Here is a 15,296-nt window from a genome sequence, read left to right on the forward strand (position 1 = left end):
ACAATGAGTGAGCGTTAACATCGGCGATCCGCGCCACCGTAAAGACCGGCCACCCAGCACGTCAAGAGCGAGTTTGCGTAACCCGACCGTAATCCGGGGACCTCTTGACGAGACCGGTTGTTAACGTTCACAGTCGGGGCCAAGCCAGGGAAGGAGCATGGCAGTGGGATCCCGCCTGGGGCGTCGCTTACCGGTCATGGCCGATGTGGCCAGGGAGGCCGGCGTGTCGCACCAGACCGTGTCCCGCGTGCTGAACGATCACCCGAACGTGCGCAGCGAGACCCGCGCCCGGGTGCTCCAGGCGATCGACAAGCTCGGCTACCGCCGTAACCTCGTCGCCCGCGCCCTGGTGACCAAGCGGTCGCGGACGCTCGGCGTGGTCAGCTTCGACACCACGTTGTACGGCCCGGCCAGCACGGTGTACGGCATCGAGCAGGCGGCCAGGTCGGCCGGCTACTTCGTCAGCATCGTCAGCCTCAAGTCCATCGATTCCGGAGGCGTCCGTGACGCCCTCGACTACCTGGCCGACCAGGGCGTGGACGGGGTCGTGGTGGTCGCGCCGCAGCGCTCGGCCGCCCGGGCCCTCGCCGACCTGCCGCTCGCCATCCCCACCGTCGCCGTCGAGGGCGGCCAGGCGGGGGAGGTGTCGGTGGTCAGCGTGGACCAGGTCGCGGGGGGCAGGCTCGCCACCGAGCATCTGCTCTCCCTGGGACACGAGACGGTCTGGCACGTCAGCGGACCGTCGGACTGGCTGGAGGCCGAAGGGCGCGTGGCCGGGTGGCGGGCCGCGCTGGAGCAGGCGGGCCGCGAGGCCCCGCAACCGCTCGCCGGGGACTGGAGCCCGCGCTCGGGATACGAGGCGGGCCGCAGCCTGGCGCGCATGACGGACGTGACCGCGGTCTTCGTCGCCAACGACCAGATGGCGCTCGGAGTGCTGCGGGCGTTCACCGAGCAGGGGGTGAGCGTGCCCGGCCAGGTGAGCGTCGTCGGCTTCGACGACATCCCCGAGTCGGCGTACTTCTCGCCGCCGCTCACGACCATCAGACAGGATTTCGACGCGGTCGGCAGGCACAGCATCGAGGTGCTCGTGCGGCGACTGGAGGACGGCCTCCAGGAGCGGGAGCGCCTTGTGGTGCCGCCGGCGTTCGTCCGCAGGGCCAGTACGGCCCAGCCCCCGGAAGGTCGCTAGCGGCCGTGCGCGATGACGGCGGTCCCTGGCCCCAGCAGGGGTGTTAGCGTTCACATCAGAAGGGAAACCCCCCAGTGTTCAAGAGGATCTCGGCCCTGGTCCTCGCCGGGCTCACCGTGCTGTCGGTGGCGTCCTGCGGCGGCGGCGACGGCACCACCAGCGCCGGCACCAGCGGTGGCGGCGACGACACGATCACCATGGGCTTCGCCCAGGTCGGCGCGGAGAGCGGCTGGCGGACCGCGAACACCAAGTCCGTCCAGGAGTCGGCGAAGAGCGCGGGCATCACGCTGAAGTTCTCCGACGCCCAGCAGAAGCAGGAGAACCAGATCAAGGCCATCCGCTCCTACATCCAGCAGAAGGTGGACGTCATCGCCTTCTCGCCGGTGGTGGAGTCCGGCTGGGACCCGGTGCTCAACGAGGCCAAGAACGCCAAGATCCCGGTCATCCTGACCGACCGCGCCGTGGACTCCAAGGACACCTCCCTCTACAAGACCTTCCTCGGCTCGGACTTCGTGGAGGAGGGCAAGAAGGCCGGCCAGTGGCTGGTGGAGCAGTACAAGGACAGCCAGGACACCGTGAACATCGTCGAGCTCCAGGGCACCACCGGCTCGGCCCCGGCCAACGACCGCAAGGCCGGCTTCCAGGAGGTCATCGGCGCCGAGCCCAAGTTCAAGATCATCGCCTCGCAGACCGGCGACTTCACCCGCGCCAAGGGCAAGGAGGTCATGGAGGCCTTCCTGAAGTCCAACCCCGACATCGACGTGCTCTACGCCCACAACGACGACATGGGTCTCGGCGCCATCGAGGCCATCGAGGGCGCGGGCAAGGTCCCGGGCAAGGACATCAAGATCATCACGGTCGACGCGGTCAAGGACGGCATGCAGGCGCTCGCCGACGGCAAGATCAACTTCATCGTCGAGTGCTCCCCGCTGCTCGGCCCGCAGCTCATGGACCTGGCCAAGAAGGTCGTCAAGGGCGAGCAGGTGCCGGCCCGCGTGGTGACCGAGGAGACCACGTTCACCCAGGAGCAGGCCAAGCAGGCCCTGCCCTCCCGCCAGTACTGATCGCAAGGACGCCGGGCCGGCGACCCCGCCGGCCCGGTCTTCACCTGGAGGCTCCATGGCAGTACCCGCGCCGGTCCTGACGATGAGCGGGATCGGCAAACAGTTCCCGGGGGTGAAGGCCCTCGACGACGTGGACCTGCGGCTGCTCCCCGGCGAGGTGCACGCGCTCATGGGCGAGAACGGCGCGGGCAAGTCCACTCTCATCAAGGTGCTCACGGGCGTGCACCCCGCCGACGCGGGCACCATCGTGCTGGCCGGCCGGACCGTCACCTTCGGCAGCCCGCTGGAGGCGCAGCAGGCCGGGATCAGCACGGTCTACCAGGAGGTCAACCTCTGCCCCAACCTCTCGGTGGCCGAGAACATCCTGCTCGGCCGCGAGCCGCGCCGCCGGGGGCGCATCCACTGGAAGCGCATGCGCGCCCGCGCCGCCGAGCTGCTCGCCCGGCTCGACGTCCGGCTCGACGTCTCGGCGCCGCTGTCGGTCTACTCGCTGGCCGTCCAGCAGATGGTGGCCATCGCGCGGGCCGTGGACATCGACGCCCGCGTGCTCATCCTCGACGAGCCGACCTCCAGCCTCGACGCCGACGAGGTCCAGCAACTCTTCCGGGTGATGCGGCGGCTCAAGGAGGAGGGGATCGCGATCCTCTTCGTCTCCCACTTCCTCGACCAGATCTACGAGATCTCCGACCGCATGACGATCCTGCGCAACGGCCGGCTGGTCGGCGAGTACCCGACCAGCGAGCTCAGCCAGGTCCAGCTCGTGTCCAAGATGATCGGCCAGGAACTGGCCGCGCTGGAACGCCTGCACGGCGAGGCCAAGACCTTCGACCGCCCCCTGGTCGAGGCGCGCGGGCTCGGCCGGCCCGGGGCGATCGAGCCGTTCAGCCTGACCATCCACGAGGGCGAGGTCGTCGGCCTCGCCGGGCTGCTCGGCTCGGGCCGCACCGAGGTCGCCCGGCTGCTGTTCGGGGCCGACCACGCGGGCTCCGGCGAGCTCGCGATCGGCGGCGCGACCACGTCGCTGCGCACCCCGCGCGCGGCCATGACGCACCGCATCGCGTTCTGCTCGGAGAACCGCAAGGAGGACGGGCTCGTCCCGGACCTCACCGTCCGCGAGAACATCGTGCTGGCGCTCCAGGCCACCCGCGGCTGGACCCGTCCGGTGCCCCGTGAGACGCAGGACGACCTGGTCGGCAAGTACGTCAAGGCGCTGCGCATCAGCCCGCCCAACCCCGAGATCCCGGTGCGCAACCTGAGCGGCGGCAACCAGCAGAAGGTGGTGCTGGCCCGCTGGCTCATCCTCGAACCCCGGCTGCTCATCCTCGACGAGCCCACCCGCGGCATCGACGTCGGGGCCAAGACCGAGATCCAGCGGCTGGTGGCCGAGCTGTCGGACGGCGGCATGGCGGTGCTGTTCATCTCCGCCGAGCTGGAGGAGGTGCTGCGGCTCAGCCACAAGGTCGAGGTGCTGCGCGACCGCCGCCTGGTGGCCGAGCTGCCCAACGACGAGACCTTGACCACCGACGTGCTGCTGGAGACGATCGCCAGCGGAGGGCGAGTGTCATGAGACGCCTGCTGTGGCCTGCGGTGGTCCTCGTGCTGCTGCTGGCGCTCAACATCTTCTACACGCCGAGCTTCTTCTCCGTCCAGGTCAGGGACGGTCACCTGTACGGCAGCCTGATCGACATCCTGCGCTTCGGCGCGCCGTTGATCCTGGTCTCGATCGGCATGACCCTGGTCATCGCCACCGGCGGCATCGACCTGTCGGTGGGCTCGGTGGTGGCGATCTCCGGGGCGCTCGCCTGCCTCCAGATCAGCGAGGACGCCGGGGTGACCACGGCGGTGGCCGCGGCGCTCGGGCTGTGCCTGGTGCTGGGGGCCTGGAACGGGTTCCTGGTGGCCGCGGTCGGCATCCAGCCGATCATCGCCACGCTGATCCTCATGGTGGCCGGGCGGGGCCTCGCGCAGCTCATCACCGACGGGCAGATCATCACGGTCAACGACCCGGCGTACAAGGTGATCGGCGGCGGCTACTGGCTGACCGTGCCGTTCGGCATCCTCGTGGTGATCGCCGTGCTGGCGATCACCGCGTTCCTGACCCGGCGGCTCGCGCTCGGCATGCTCATCGAGGCGGTGGGCGGGAACGCCGAGGCCAGCCGGCTGGCCGGCATCCGCTCGCGCGGGATCGTCATCATGGTCTACGCCTTCGCGGCTCTGTGCGCGGGCGTGGCCGGGCTGATGATCAGCTCGAACGTCTCCAGCGCCGACGGCAACAACGCCGGCCTGTGGATCGAGCTCGACGCGATCCTCGCCGTGGTGATCGGCGGGACCTCGCTGGCGGGCGGCCGGTTCTCGCTGTCCGGCACGGTGCTGGGCGCGCTGATCATCCAGACGCTGACCACGACGATCTACTCGATCGGCGTGCCGCCGGAGACCACGCTGCTGTTCAAGGCGCTGGTCGTGACGGCCGTCTGCCTCATCCAGTCCCCGTCCTTCCGCGCCAAGGCGTTCCGCCGCCGCGGCCGGACGGCGCCCGCGGAACCGACCCCGGAGGAGAGAGTCTTGGCAGGCCGAGGAGGCACGGCGTGACCGCGCTGACGTTCGGGCGGGCCTCCGTCCCGGTGAAGTACCTGCCGGTCCTGGTGACCGGGTGCCTGTTCGTGGCGATGTTCGTGGCGGGCGGGATCCGCTACGAGGGGTTCGCCAGCGGGCAGGTCGTGCTCAACGTCTTCATCGACAACGCCTTTCTGCTGGTCGTGGCGGTGGGGATGACGTTCGTGATCCTGACCGGCGGCATCGACCTGTCGGTGGGCTCGGTGGTGGCGCTGTCGACGATGATCGCGGCGAGCCTGATGGAGGGGCCGGGGTGGCCGCCGTACGTGGTGGTGCCGCTGGTGCTGCTCATCGGGTCGGGGCTCGGGCTGGTGATGGGCTGGATCATCCAGTCGTTCGACATCCAGCCGTTCATCGTGACGCTGGCGGGGATGTTCCTGGCCCGCGGGCTCTGCTACACGATCGGGACGGACTCGATCCCGATCAGGGACGCCACGTTCACGGCGTTCGCGCAGACCAGGATCGACCTGTTCGCCGATCTGTGGATCTCGCCGAGCGTGGTCATCGCGCTGGTCGTGGTGGTGGTGGCGGCGTACGTGCTGCACTACACGCGCTTCGGCCGGTCGGTCTACGCGACGGGCGGCAACGAGCAGTCGGCGCTGCTCATGGGGCTGCCGGTGGCCCGTACGAAGATCACGGTGTACACGGTCAGCGGGTTCTGCTCGGCGCTCGGCGGCGTGCTGCTGTCGTTCTACATGCTCTCGGGCTACGGCCTGCACGCGGTGGGCATGGAGCTCGACGCGATCGCGGCCGTGGTGATCGGCGGCACGCTGCTCACCGGCGGCACCGGGTTCCTGCTCGGCACCGTGCTCGGGGTGCTGGTGCTCGGGCTGATCCAGACGATCATCAGCTTCGAGGGCACCCTGAACTCCTGGTGGACCAAGATCTTTATCGGACTGTTGCTCTTCGTGTTCATCCTCCTGCAACGCCCGTTCTCCGGGCGGTCCAGGCGCTGAACTGGGAGAACACGCGCTTGGGTGTTACCTGAATGTTTCCGGCAGGTGATGCCCGAGCGTTGACATAGTCTTTGTTAGCGATAACAATCGGCGGAAACGAACGCGAAGTTTGTTCTGCTTCGTCACGTTCTCACGCGACGAATTGATCTTCTACACCGGCGGCCGCCGCGTCCAGCGCTGCCGCGACCCCCATCGCAAGGAGATGACATGAGGTTGGGACGGATCGGGGGCGTGGTCTCTGCCATCGCTCTCGCCGCGACCATGACGGCCTGTGGCTCCAGCCAGAAGACGGTCGACGCCGAGGCCTCCGCGTCCTCCGCCGCCGGCGGCGCCGGGGCGCTGATCGGCGTGACGATGCCGACCAAGTCGTCGGAGCGCTGGATCCACGACGGCGACAACGTCAAGTCGGCGCTGGAGAAGCTGGGCTACAAGGTCGACCTCCAGTACGCGGAGAACGACATCCCCACCCAGGCCAACCAGATCGAGAACCAGATCACCAAGGGCGCCAAGCTCCTGATCATCGCCTCGATCGACGGCACCGCGATCACCTCGCAGCTCCAGCAGGCCGCTGACAACAAGATCCCGGTCATCGCCTACGACCGGCTGATCCGCAACAGCCCCAACGTGGACTACTACGCCACCTTCGACAACTTCAAGGTCGGCGTGCAGCAGGCCACCTCGCTGCTCAAGGGCCTCGGCGTCGAGGACGGCAAGAAGGGCCCGTTCAACGTCGAGCTGTTCGGCGGCTCCCCCGACGACAACAACGCCACGTTCTTCTGGAACGGCGCCATGTCGGTGCTCCAGCCGAAGATCGACGACGGCACCATCGTCGTGAAGAGCAAGCAGACCGACTTCAAGCAGGCCGCCATCCTGCGCTGGGACCCGGCGACGGCCCAGAAGCGCATGGAGGACATCCTCACCAGCACCTACGGCAGCGCCAAGGTCGACGGCGTGCTCTCGCCGTACGACGGTCTGTCCATCGGCATCCTGTCGGCGCTCAAGAGCTCCGGCTACGGCACCAGCGGCCAGCCCTACCCGATCGTGACCGGCCAGGACGCCGAGCTCGCCTCGGTCAAGTCCATCATCGCCGACGAGCAGTACTCCACGATCTTCAAGGACACCCGCAAGCTCGCCGAGCAGACGGTGAAGATGGCCGACGCCGTGCTGAAGGGCGGCCAGCCCGAGGTCAACAACACCAAGGACTACGACAACGGCAACAAGGTCGTCCCGTCGTACCTGCTCGACCCGGTGATCGTCGACAAGTCCAACTACAAGGAGATCATCGTCGGCGGCAACTACTACACCGAGGACCAGCTCCAGTAAGGGCCCTGCCCCCGGGGACCGCGCGTCCCCGGGGGCTTCCCTGAGCTGAGCGAGGGGCATATGACCGAGCACATCTTGCGGATGGTCGGGATCACCAAGACCTTCCCCGGCGTCAAGGCGCTCCAGGACGTCAACCTGTCCGTCCGGCGGGGCGAGATCCACGCCATCTGCGGCGAGAACGGCGCCGGCAAGTCGACGCTGATGAAGGTGCTGTCCGGGGTCTACCCGCACGGCACGTACGAGGGCGAGATCGTCTTCGAGGGCGAGCGGGTCGAGTTCGGCGGCATCCGCGACAGCGAGCACGCCGGCATCGTCATCATCCACCAGGAGCTGGCACTCAGCCCGCAGCTGTCGATCGCGGAGAACATCTTCCTCGGCAACGAGCGCGCCAAGCGCGGGATCATCGACTGGAACCGCACCAACTACGAGGCCGCCGCGCTGATGAAGCGGGTCGGCCTGCGCGAGAACCCGACCACGCCGATCTACGACATCGGCGTGGGCAAGCAGCAGCTCGTGGAGATCGCCAAGGCGCTGTCGAAGGAGGTCAAGCTCCTCATCCTCGACGAGCCGACCGCGGCGCTCAACGACGACGACTCCGCGCACCTGCTGGACCTGCTGCGCGGCCTGCGGGAGGAGGGCATCACCTGTGTGATCATCTCCCACAAGCTCAACGAGGTCACCGCGATCGCCGACTCCGTCACGATCATCCGCGACGGCCGCACGATCGAGACGCTCGACATGGCGACCGACGACGTGACCGAGGACCGCATCATCTCGGGCATGGTCGGCCGCGCGCTGGACAACCGCTTCCCGCCGCACGAGCCGTCGATCGGCGAGGAGGTGCTGCGCATCGAGGACTGGACCGTCCACAGCCCGAGCCAGCCCGGCCGCAAGGTCGTCGACGGCGCCGGGCTCACCGTGCGCCGCGGCGAGATCGTGGGCCTGGCCGGGCTCATGGGCGCCGGTCGCACCGAGCTGGCGATGAGCGTCTTCGGGCGGACCTACGGGGTCAACATCTCCGGCAGGATCTTCAAGGACGGCAAGCCGGTCGTGATCCGCAACGTCCAGGACGCGATCAGGCACGGCATCGCGTACGCGACCGAGGACCGCAAGCGGTACGGCCTCAACCTCATCGACGACATCAAGCGCAACATCAGCGCGGCCGGGCTCAAGGGCCTGGCCAGGCGCGGCTGGGTCAACGAGAACGAGGAGTACAAGGTCGCCGAGGGCTTCCACAAGAGCATGAACATCAAGGCGCCCACCGTGAACAGCGTGGTCGGGAAGCTGAGCGGTGGAAACCAGCAGAAGGTCGTGCTCTCCAAGTGGATCCTCACCGAGCCGGACGTGCTGATCCTCGACGAGCCCACCCGCGGCATCGACGTCGGTGCCAAGTACGAGATCTACACGATCATCAACCGCCTCGCCGACCAGGGCAAGGCCGTGCTGGTGATCTCCAGTGAGTTGCCTGAGCTGCTCGGCCTGTGCGACCGCATCTACACGCTTTCCGAGGGTCGCATCACCGGGGAGGTGGCGCGCGAGGACGCCACCCAGGAACGGCTCATGTACCTCATGACCAAGGGACAGGAGAAGCTCTCATGAGCAGCATCACGCCCGCAGACGTGCCCGCCGGCACGGCTACCGGCGCGAAGGGCGTCGACGGGGAAGGGCCACGCCGGCCGGGCCGGGTGTCGCTCGGCGGGGTGTCGCTGAACCTGCGCTCCAGCGGCATCTACATCGCGTTCGCGCTCATCATCGTGCTGTTCTCGGTGCTCACCGACGGCGCGCTGCTGCAGCCGCAGAACATCTCGAACATCATCGTCCAGAACTCCTACGTCCTGATCCTCGCGATCGGGATGATCCTCGTCATCATCGCCGGGCACATCGACCTGTCGGTCGGCTCGGTGGTGGCCGTGACCGGAGCGCTGGCCGCCGTGCTCATGGTCAACATGGGCGTGGCATGGCCGCTGGCCCTGCTGATCACGCTGGTCGCGGGCGCGCTCATCGGCGCGTGGCAGGGCTACTGGATCGCCTACTTCGGCATCCCGGCGTTCATCGTGACGCTGGCCGGCATGCTGCTGTTCCGGGCGCTGACCCTCACGGTGCTGGGCAACCAGGGCATCGGCCCGTTCCCCGACCAGGTCCGCACCCTGGCCAACGGCTTCACCAACGGCTACCTCGGCAACATCGGCCTCGGCCCGCTCGGCGGCGCCGACCTGTTCAGCCTGCTGATCGGCCTGATCGCGATCGCCGGCATGGTGGTCTCCCAGCTCCGCACCCGCAACGCCCGCAAGGGCTACGGCCAGTCCGTCGAGCCGATGGCCCTGTTCGCGCTCAAGATGACGGCCGGCGCCGCGGTGATCCTCTTCCTGGTCGTGCAGCTCGCCAGGTTCAAGAACCTGCCGTGGGTGCTCGTGCTGCTCGCGGTGCTGGTGCTCGGCTACTCGATGCTGGCTGGCCGGACGGTCTTCGGCCGCCAGATCTACGCCATCGGCGGCAACCTCCAGGCGGCGGTCATGTCCGGCGTCAAGGTCAAGTCGGTCGTCTTCTGGATCTTCGTCAACATGGGCGTGCTGTCGGCGATCGCCGGCATCATCTTCGCCGGCCGGCTCAACCAGGCCGGTCCGACGGCGGGCAACAGCTTCGAGCTGGACGCCATCGCGGCGGCGTTCATCGGCGGCGCGGCCGTGCAGGGCGGCGTCGGCAAGGTGGCCGGCGCGATCACCGGCGGTCTGATCATGGCGGTCATCAACAACGGCATGTCGCTGATCGGCTCGCCCAGTGAGCGGGTCATGCTCGTCAAGGGCGCGGTGCTCCTGGCCGCGGTCGCGTTCGACGTCTGGACCAAGCGCCGGGCGGGCGGAACGCGCTGAGCACGACCCTGCCAGTGATCTTGACCGCGACCCCGAGCGCCAGCGAGAGGAGACGCCCGTGACGGCATCCAAGCGCCGTCTGCCGGTCATGGCCGACGTGGCCAAGGAGGCGGGCGTGTCGCACCAGACGGTGTCCCGGGTGCTCAACGACCATCCGAACGTCCGGGCCGACACCCGGGCGCGGGTGGAGGCGGCGATCACCCGGCTGGGCTACCGGCGCAACCTGGTCGCCCGCGCCCTGGTGACCAAGCGGTCGCGGACGCTCGGCGTGGTGAGCTTCGACACCACGCTGTACGGCCCGGCCAGCACGGTGTACGGCATCGAGCAGGCGGCGCGGACCGCGGGCTACTTCGTCAGCATCGTGAGCCTGAAGTCGATCGACGCGGCCAGCGTCCGCGACGCCATCGACTACCTGGCCGAGCAGGGCGTGGACGGGGTCGTGGTGGTCGCGCCGCAGCGCTCGGCCGCCCAGGCGCTGGAGAGCCTGCCGTCCGGGATGCCGGCGGTCGCGGTCGAGGGCGGCTCGCACCGGGACGACATCCCGGTGGTCTGCATCGACCAGGCCGAGGGCGCCAGGCTCGCCACCCGCCACCTGCTGGAGCTGGGCCACGAGACGGTCTGGCACGTCAGCGGCCCGTCCGACTGGCTGGAGACCGAGGGCCGGCTGGCGGGCTGGCGGACCGCTCTGGCGGAGGCGGGCCGGCCCGCGCCCGAGCCGCTGACCGGCGACTGGAGCCCGCGGGCCGGCTACGAGGCGGGGCGCAGCCTCGCCGCGATGGACGGCGTCACCGCGGTCTTCGCGGCCAACGACCAGATGGCGCTCGGGGTGCTGCGCGCCCTCAGCGAAGGGGGCGTGCGGGTGCCGGAGCAGATCAGCGTGGTGGGCTTCGACGACATCCCGGAGTCGGAGTTCTTCTCGCCGCCGTTGACCACGGTCAGGCAGGACTTCGACGTGGTGGGCCGGCACTGCATCGAGGTGCTGCTGCGGCAGGTCGAGGGCGGGCGCGGCGCGCGCGGGCGCCTGGTCGTGCCGCCCCGCCTGGTGGTGCGTTCCAGCACGGCCCCCGCACGCGGACGTTCTGCCGGTAGATGATGGGCATGCCACCGGAATTCCCCCCTGGAGAGCAATGTGAACGCTAACACTTATGTGGTAGGAGTCGACTTCGGCACGCTGTCCGGACGCGCGGTCGTCGTCCGGGTCAGCGACGGCGCGGAGCTCGGCAGCGCCGTCCACGAGTACGCCCACCGCGTCATCGAGCGGGAGCTGCCCGGCTCCGGTGTGCGGCTCGGCCCCGACTGGGCGCTGCAGGCGCCGCAGGACTGGCTGGAGGTGCTGAAGAGCGCGGTGCCCGCCGCGCTCGCCGCCGCCGGCGTGCCCGCCGAGCAGGTCGTCGGCATCGGCACCGACTTCACCGCCTGCACCGTGCTGCCGGCCACGGCCGACGGCACGCCGCTCTGCTTCGAGACCCCCGAGCTGCCGCACGCCTGGCCCAAGCTGTGGAAGCACCACGCCGCCCAGCCGCACGCCGACCGCATCAACGAGCTGGCCGCGCGCCGCGGCGAGAGCTGGCTGCCGCGCTACGGCGGCAAGATCTCCTCCGAGTGGGAGTTCGCCAAGGCGTTGCAGGTCCTGGAGGAGGCCCCCGACGTCTACGCGCGGGCCGAGCGCTGGATCGAGGCCGCCGACTGGATCATCTGGCAGCTCACCGGCGTCGAGAGCCGCAACATCTGCACCGCCGGCTACAAGGGCGTCTTCCAGGACGGCGCCTACCCGTCGAAGGAGTTCCTCGCCGAGCTCAACCCCGGCTTCGCCGGCTTCGTCGACAAGCTCGCCACCGGAAAGGTCGGCGCCGACGAGAACGGCGTCACGCTCGCCCCGCTCGGCGGCCTGGCCGGCCGGCTGAGCGCCGAGGCGGCCGGCTGGACCGGCCTGCCCGAGGGCATCGCGGTCGCCGTCGGCAACGTGGACGCGCACGTCACGGCCGCCGCCGCGGACGCCGTGCGTCCCGGCCAGATGGTCGCCATCATGGGCACCTCCACCTGTCACATCATGCCCAGCGACCGGCTCGCCGAGGTGCCCGGCATGTGCGGCGTCGTCCGCGACGGCATCGTCCCCGGCCTGTGGGGCTACGAGGCGGGACAGTCGGCGGTCGGCGACATCTTCGCCTGGTACGTCGACAGCTGCGGCCTCGGCCACGAGGAGCTGACCGCGCTCGCCGAGAAGCAGAAGGTCGGTGAGCACGGCCTGGTGGCGCTCGACTGGTTCGGCGGCAACCGCTCGGTGCTCGTGGACCACAACCTCTCCGGCGTCATCGTCGGCCAGACCCTGGCCACGCGGCCGGAGGACGTCTACCGCGCGCTCATCGAGTCCACCGCGTACGGCGCCCGCATGATCGTCGAGACGTTCGAGCGGGCCGGTGTGCCGGTCGAGGAGTTCGTCGTCGCCGGCGGGCTGCTGAAGAACCCCTTCCTCATGCAGATCTACGCCGACGTGCTGCGCCGGCCGCTGTCGGTGATCGGCTCCGACCAGGGGCCCGCGCTCGGCTCGGCCATCCACGCCGCGGTCGCCGCCGGTGCCTACCCGGGCATCGAGGAGGCGGCGGCGGCCATGGGCAAGCGGACCGAGGCGGCGTACACGCCGGACCCGGACCGCGCCGACGCCTACGACCGGCTCTACGCCGAGTACCGCAGGCTCCACGACTTCTTCGGAGACGGCCGCATGCTCCACACGCTGCGCGCCATCAGGAACGAGGCCCAGGCATGAACCCCCGCAAGATCGTCGCTGAATTGCACGCCGAGCTGGTCAGGTACGGCCTCGTCGTGTGGACGGCCGGCAACGTCTCCGGCCGTGTCCCCGGCGAGGACCTGTTCGTCATCAAGCCCTCCGGCGTCTCCTACGACGAGCTGACCCCGGAGAACATGGTGGTGTGCGACCTCGACGGCAACCTGGTCGAGGGTGAGCACGCCCCCTCCAGCGACACCGCCGCGCACGCCTACGTCTACCGCAACATGCCCGAGGTCGGCGGCGTCGTGCACACCCACTCGACGTACGCCTCGGCCTGGGCCGCCCGCGGCGAGGCGATCCCGTGCGTGCTCACCGCCATGGCCGACGAGTTCGGCGGCGAGATCCCCGTCGGCCCGTTCGCGCTGATCGGCGACGACTCGATCGGGCAGGGCATCGTCGAGACGCTCAAGGGGCACCGCTCCAAGGCGGTCCTCATGCAGAACCACGGCGTGTTCACCATCGGCAAGGACGCCAAGGCGGCGGTGAAGGCCGCCGTCATGTGCGAGGACGTGGCCCGTACCGTGCACGTGGCCCGGCAGCTCGGCGACCCCCTGCCCATCGCCCAGGACGACATCGACCGCCTGTACGACCGTTACCAGAACGTCTACGGACAGAGGAGCCCGCGTTGAAGATCTGGTTTCTGACCGGCAGCCAGGGGCTGTACGGCGAGGACACGCTCCGCCAGGTGGCCGAGCAGTCCCAGCGCATCGCCGAGCAGCTGCCCGTCCCGGTCGAGTGGAAGCCCGTGCTCACGGACGCCGCCGCGATCCGGCGCGTGATGCTGGAGGCCAACGCGGACGACTCGTGCGCCGGCGTGATCGCCTGGATGCACACCTTCTCCCCGGCCAAGATGTGGATCGCCGGGCTCGACGCGCTGCGCAAGCCGCTGCTGCACCTGCACACCCAGGCCAATGTCGAGCTCCCGTGGAGCACCATCGACATGGACTTCATGAACCTCAACCAGGCCGCGCACGGCGACCGCGAGTTCGGGTTCGTGCAGACCCGGCTCGGCGTGCCGCGCAAGACCGTGGCCGGGCACGTCAGCGACCCGGCCGTGGGCGGCCGCATCGAGGCGTGGGCGCGCGCCGCCACGGGCCTCGCCGAGGTGCGCCAGCTCAAGCTGGTGCGGTTCGGCGACAACATGCGCGACGTGGCCGTCACCGAGGGCGACAAGGTCGAGGCGCAGCTGCGCTTCGGCGTCTCGGTCAACACCTACGGCGTCAACGACCTGGTCGAGGCCGTGGACGCGGCCTCCGACGCGGACGTGGCCGCGCTGGTGAAGGAGTACGAGGAGCAGTACCGGGTGGTGCCCGAGCTGCTCGGCGACCGGAGCGAGTCGCTGCGCTACGCGGCCAGGATCGAGCTGGGCCTGCGCGGTTTCCTGGAGGCCGGCGGCTACCGGGCCTTCACCACGAACTTCGAGGACCTGGGCGGCCTGCGCCAGCTTCCCGGCCTGGCCGTGCAGCGCCTCATGGCCGACGGCTACGGCTTCGGCGGCGAGGGCGACTGGAAGACGTCGGTGCTGCTGCGGACGCTGAAGTCGATGTCCCCGTCGGGCGGCACGTCCTTCATGGAGGACTACACCTACGACCTCACGCCCGGCAACGAGCTGATCCTGGGCGCGCACATGCTGGAGGTCTGCCCGTCGATCGCCGCGGACACGCCGTCCTGCGAGATCCACCCGCTCGGCATCGGCGGCAGGGAGGACCCGGTGCGGCTGGTGTTCGACGCCGCTCCCGGCCCCGGCATCGTGGTCGGCCTGGCCGACATGGGCGACCGGTTCCGCCTGGTCGCCAACGAGATCGACGTCGTGGCGCCGCCGCAGCCGCTGCCGAAGCTGCCCGTGGCCCGCGCGGTGTGGCAGCCCCGCCCGAACCTGCGTACGTCCACCGAGTCGTGGCTCACCGCGGGCGCGCCGCACCACACGGTGCTCACCATGGCGGTCACCCGCGAGGAGCTGACGGACCTCGCCGAGATGCTGGGCGTGGAGCTGGTGTTCATCGACGCCGACACCACGACCGAGCGTTTCGCCAAGGAGCTGCGCTGGAACCAGGCGTACTACCGCCTGGCCCAGGGCTTCTAACCGTCCTCGGCGGGTCTCTTCGGGGCGTTCCTGCGCTGCTCCTCGGCGCGTTCGCGGCAGCGGCGCAGGAACTCCTCGTCGTCATCGGGGCTGGTGGCGGCGAAGCGGCCGGGGCGGTCGTACTCGGGGAAGGCGCTCGGCGGCGCCGGCGCCCGCCGCTCCGGGCGGCCGGCCAGCAGCCACACGAGCGAGCCGACGAGCGGCGCGAGGAACACGATCACCAGCCAGAGGATCTTGGGCAGGTTGCGGCAGAGCGGCTCCGGCGTGGTGATCACGTCGAACAGGCAGTAGAGCCACAACACGAGCGTGACCAGGCTTATGGCCTCGTACAGGTAAAGCACGGCGCACCTCCGTCAGCGGCCAGACGAAACTAGCGGCACCTGACCGGGCTGACAAGCGGTGGCTGTGGGAAG

The 15,296-nt window shown here is 69.6% G+C and carries 13 protein-coding genes; 12 read left to right on the forward strand and 1 reads right to left on the reverse strand.

Annotated elements, in window-relative coordinates; all coding sequences use genetic code 11:
- The first annotated feature begins 196 nt into the window (after nt 1-196).
- The 12 genes from AC27IY_RS09035 to araA all read left to right on the forward strand — a co-directional run bounded on the left by AC27IY_RS09035 (nt 197) and on the right by araA (nt 14,883).
- Nucleotides 197-1,189 (forward strand): LacI family DNA-binding transcriptional regulator, encoded by a 993-nt coding sequence (locus tag AC27IY_RS09035; RefSeq protein ID WP_344218709.1) that lies wholly within the window; start codon nt 197-199, stop codon nt 1,187-1,189.
- A gap of 74 nt (nt 1,190-1,263) precedes the next feature.
- Nucleotides 1,264-2,253 carry an ABC transporter substrate-binding protein gene (locus AC27IY_RS09040; protein WP_423452948.1) on the forward strand — a complete coding sequence of 330 codons (990 nt, stop codon included), beginning with the start codon at nt 1,264-1,266 and terminating at the stop codon, nt 2,251-2,253.
- Between the two features lie 55 nt (nt 2,254-2,308).
- Nucleotides 2,309-3,820: a sugar ABC transporter ATP-binding protein gene (locus tag AC27IY_RS09045; protein ID WP_364463646.1), complete on the forward strand. Its 1,512-nt coding sequence runs from the start codon at nt 2,309-2,311 to the stop codon at nt 3,818-3,820.
- The gene (locus AC27IY_RS09050; RefSeq protein ID WP_423478086.1) at nt 3,817-4,842 is read left to right on the forward strand and encodes an ABC transporter permease; all 1,026 of its coding nucleotides are present in this window, start codon (nt 3,817-3,819) and stop codon (nt 4,840-4,842) included. The genes AC27IY_RS09045 and AC27IY_RS09050 overlap by 4 nt, the downstream gene beginning before the upstream one ends.
- On the forward strand, nt 4,839-5,822 hold the full coding sequence (yjfF, locus tag AC27IY_RS09055) for a galactofuranose ABC transporter, permease protein YjfF (RefSeq protein WP_487177649.1): 984 nt from the start codon (nt 4,839-4,841) through the stop codon (nt 5,820-5,822). The genes AC27IY_RS09050 and yjfF overlap by 4 nt, the downstream gene beginning before the upstream one ends.
- A 207-nt stretch (nt 5,823-6,029) precedes the next feature.
- Nucleotides 6,030-7,145 carry a multiple monosaccharide ABC transporter substrate-binding protein gene (gene chvE, locus AC27IY_RS09060; RefSeq protein ID WP_329592124.1) on the forward strand — a complete coding sequence of 372 codons (1,116 nt, stop codon included), beginning with the start codon at nt 6,030-6,032 and terminating at the stop codon, nt 7,143-7,145.
- A gap of 60 nt (nt 7,146-7,205) precedes the next feature.
- On the forward strand, nt 7,206-8,744 hold the full coding sequence (gene mmsA / locus AC27IY_RS09065; RefSeq protein WP_344218718.1) for a multiple monosaccharide ABC transporter ATP-binding protein: 1,539 nt from the start codon (nt 7,206-7,208) through the stop codon (nt 8,742-8,744).
- Nucleotides 8,741-10,015, forward strand: coding sequence for a multiple monosaccharide ABC transporter permease (gene mmsB / locus AC27IY_RS09070; RefSeq protein ID WP_423452955.1), 1,275 nt, complete (start codon nt 8,741-8,743; stop codon nt 10,013-10,015). The genes mmsA and mmsB overlap by 4 nt, the downstream gene beginning before the upstream one ends.
- A 58-nt stretch (nt 10,016-10,073) precedes the next feature.
- Nucleotides 10,074-11,108, forward strand: coding sequence for a LacI family DNA-binding transcriptional regulator (locus tag AC27IY_RS09075; RefSeq protein ID WP_364463660.1), 1,035 nt, complete (start codon nt 10,074-10,076; stop codon nt 11,106-11,108).
- A gap of 54 nt (nt 11,109-11,162) precedes the next feature.
- Nucleotides 11,163-12,779, forward strand: a complete 1,617-nt coding sequence (araB, locus tag AC27IY_RS09080; protein WP_371252458.1) for a ribulokinase — start codon at nt 11,163-11,165, stop codon at nt 12,777-12,779.
- On the forward strand, nt 12,776-13,429 hold the full coding sequence (locus AC27IY_RS09085) for an L-ribulose-5-phosphate 4-epimerase (RefSeq protein ID WP_364463666.1): 654 nt from the start codon (nt 12,776-12,778) through the stop codon (nt 13,427-13,429). Before araB ends, AC27IY_RS09085 begins: the two co-directional genes overlap by 4 nt.
- On the forward strand, nt 13,426-14,883 hold the full coding sequence (araA, locus tag AC27IY_RS09090) for an L-arabinose isomerase (RefSeq protein ID WP_364463669.1): 1,458 nt from the start codon (nt 13,426-13,428) through the stop codon (nt 14,881-14,883). Before AC27IY_RS09085 ends, araA begins: the two co-directional genes overlap by 4 nt.
- On the opposite strand, the gene AC27IY_RS09095 is transcribed toward araA, so the two are convergent.
- Entirely contained in the window at nt 14,880-15,224 is a 345-nt protein-coding gene (locus tag AC27IY_RS09095) for a PLD nuclease N-terminal domain-containing protein (protein WP_344218730.1), read from the reverse strand. The genes araA and AC27IY_RS09095 overlap by 4 nt on opposite strands.
- Between the last annotated feature and the right edge of the window lie 72 nt (nt 15,225-15,296).

It is taken from the genome of Nonomuraea sp. B208, from assembly GCF_057536035.1.

Bases quoted from the DNA above. Each gene is read 5' to 3' on its own strand.
- AC27IY_RS09050 (WP_423478086.1), top strand. From the start codon at position 3,817: ATGAGACGCCTGCTGTGGCCTGCGGTGGTCCTCGTGCTGCTGCTGGCG.
- AC27IY_RS09045 (WP_364463646.1), top strand. From the start codon at position 2,309: ATGGCAGTACCCGCGCCGGTCCTGACGATGAGCGGGATCGGCAAACAG.
- chvE (WP_329592124.1), top strand. From the start codon at position 6,030: ATGAGGTTGGGACGGATCGGGGGCGTGGTCTCTGCCATCGCTCTCGCC.
- AC27IY_RS09085 (WP_364463666.1), top strand. From the start codon at position 12,776: ATGAACCCCCGCAAGATCGTCGCTGAATTGCACGCCGAGCTGGTCAGG.
- mmsB (WP_423452955.1), top strand. From the start codon at position 8,741: ATGAGCAGCATCACGCCCGCAGACGTGCCCGCCGGCACGGCTACCGGC.
- mmsA (WP_344218718.1), top strand. From the start codon at position 7,206: ATGACCGAGCACATCTTGCGGATGGTCGGGATCACCAAGACCTTCCCC.
- AC27IY_RS09035 (WP_344218709.1), top strand. From the start codon at position 197: ATGGCCGATGTGGCCAGGGAGGCCGGCGTGTCGCACCAGACCGTGTCC.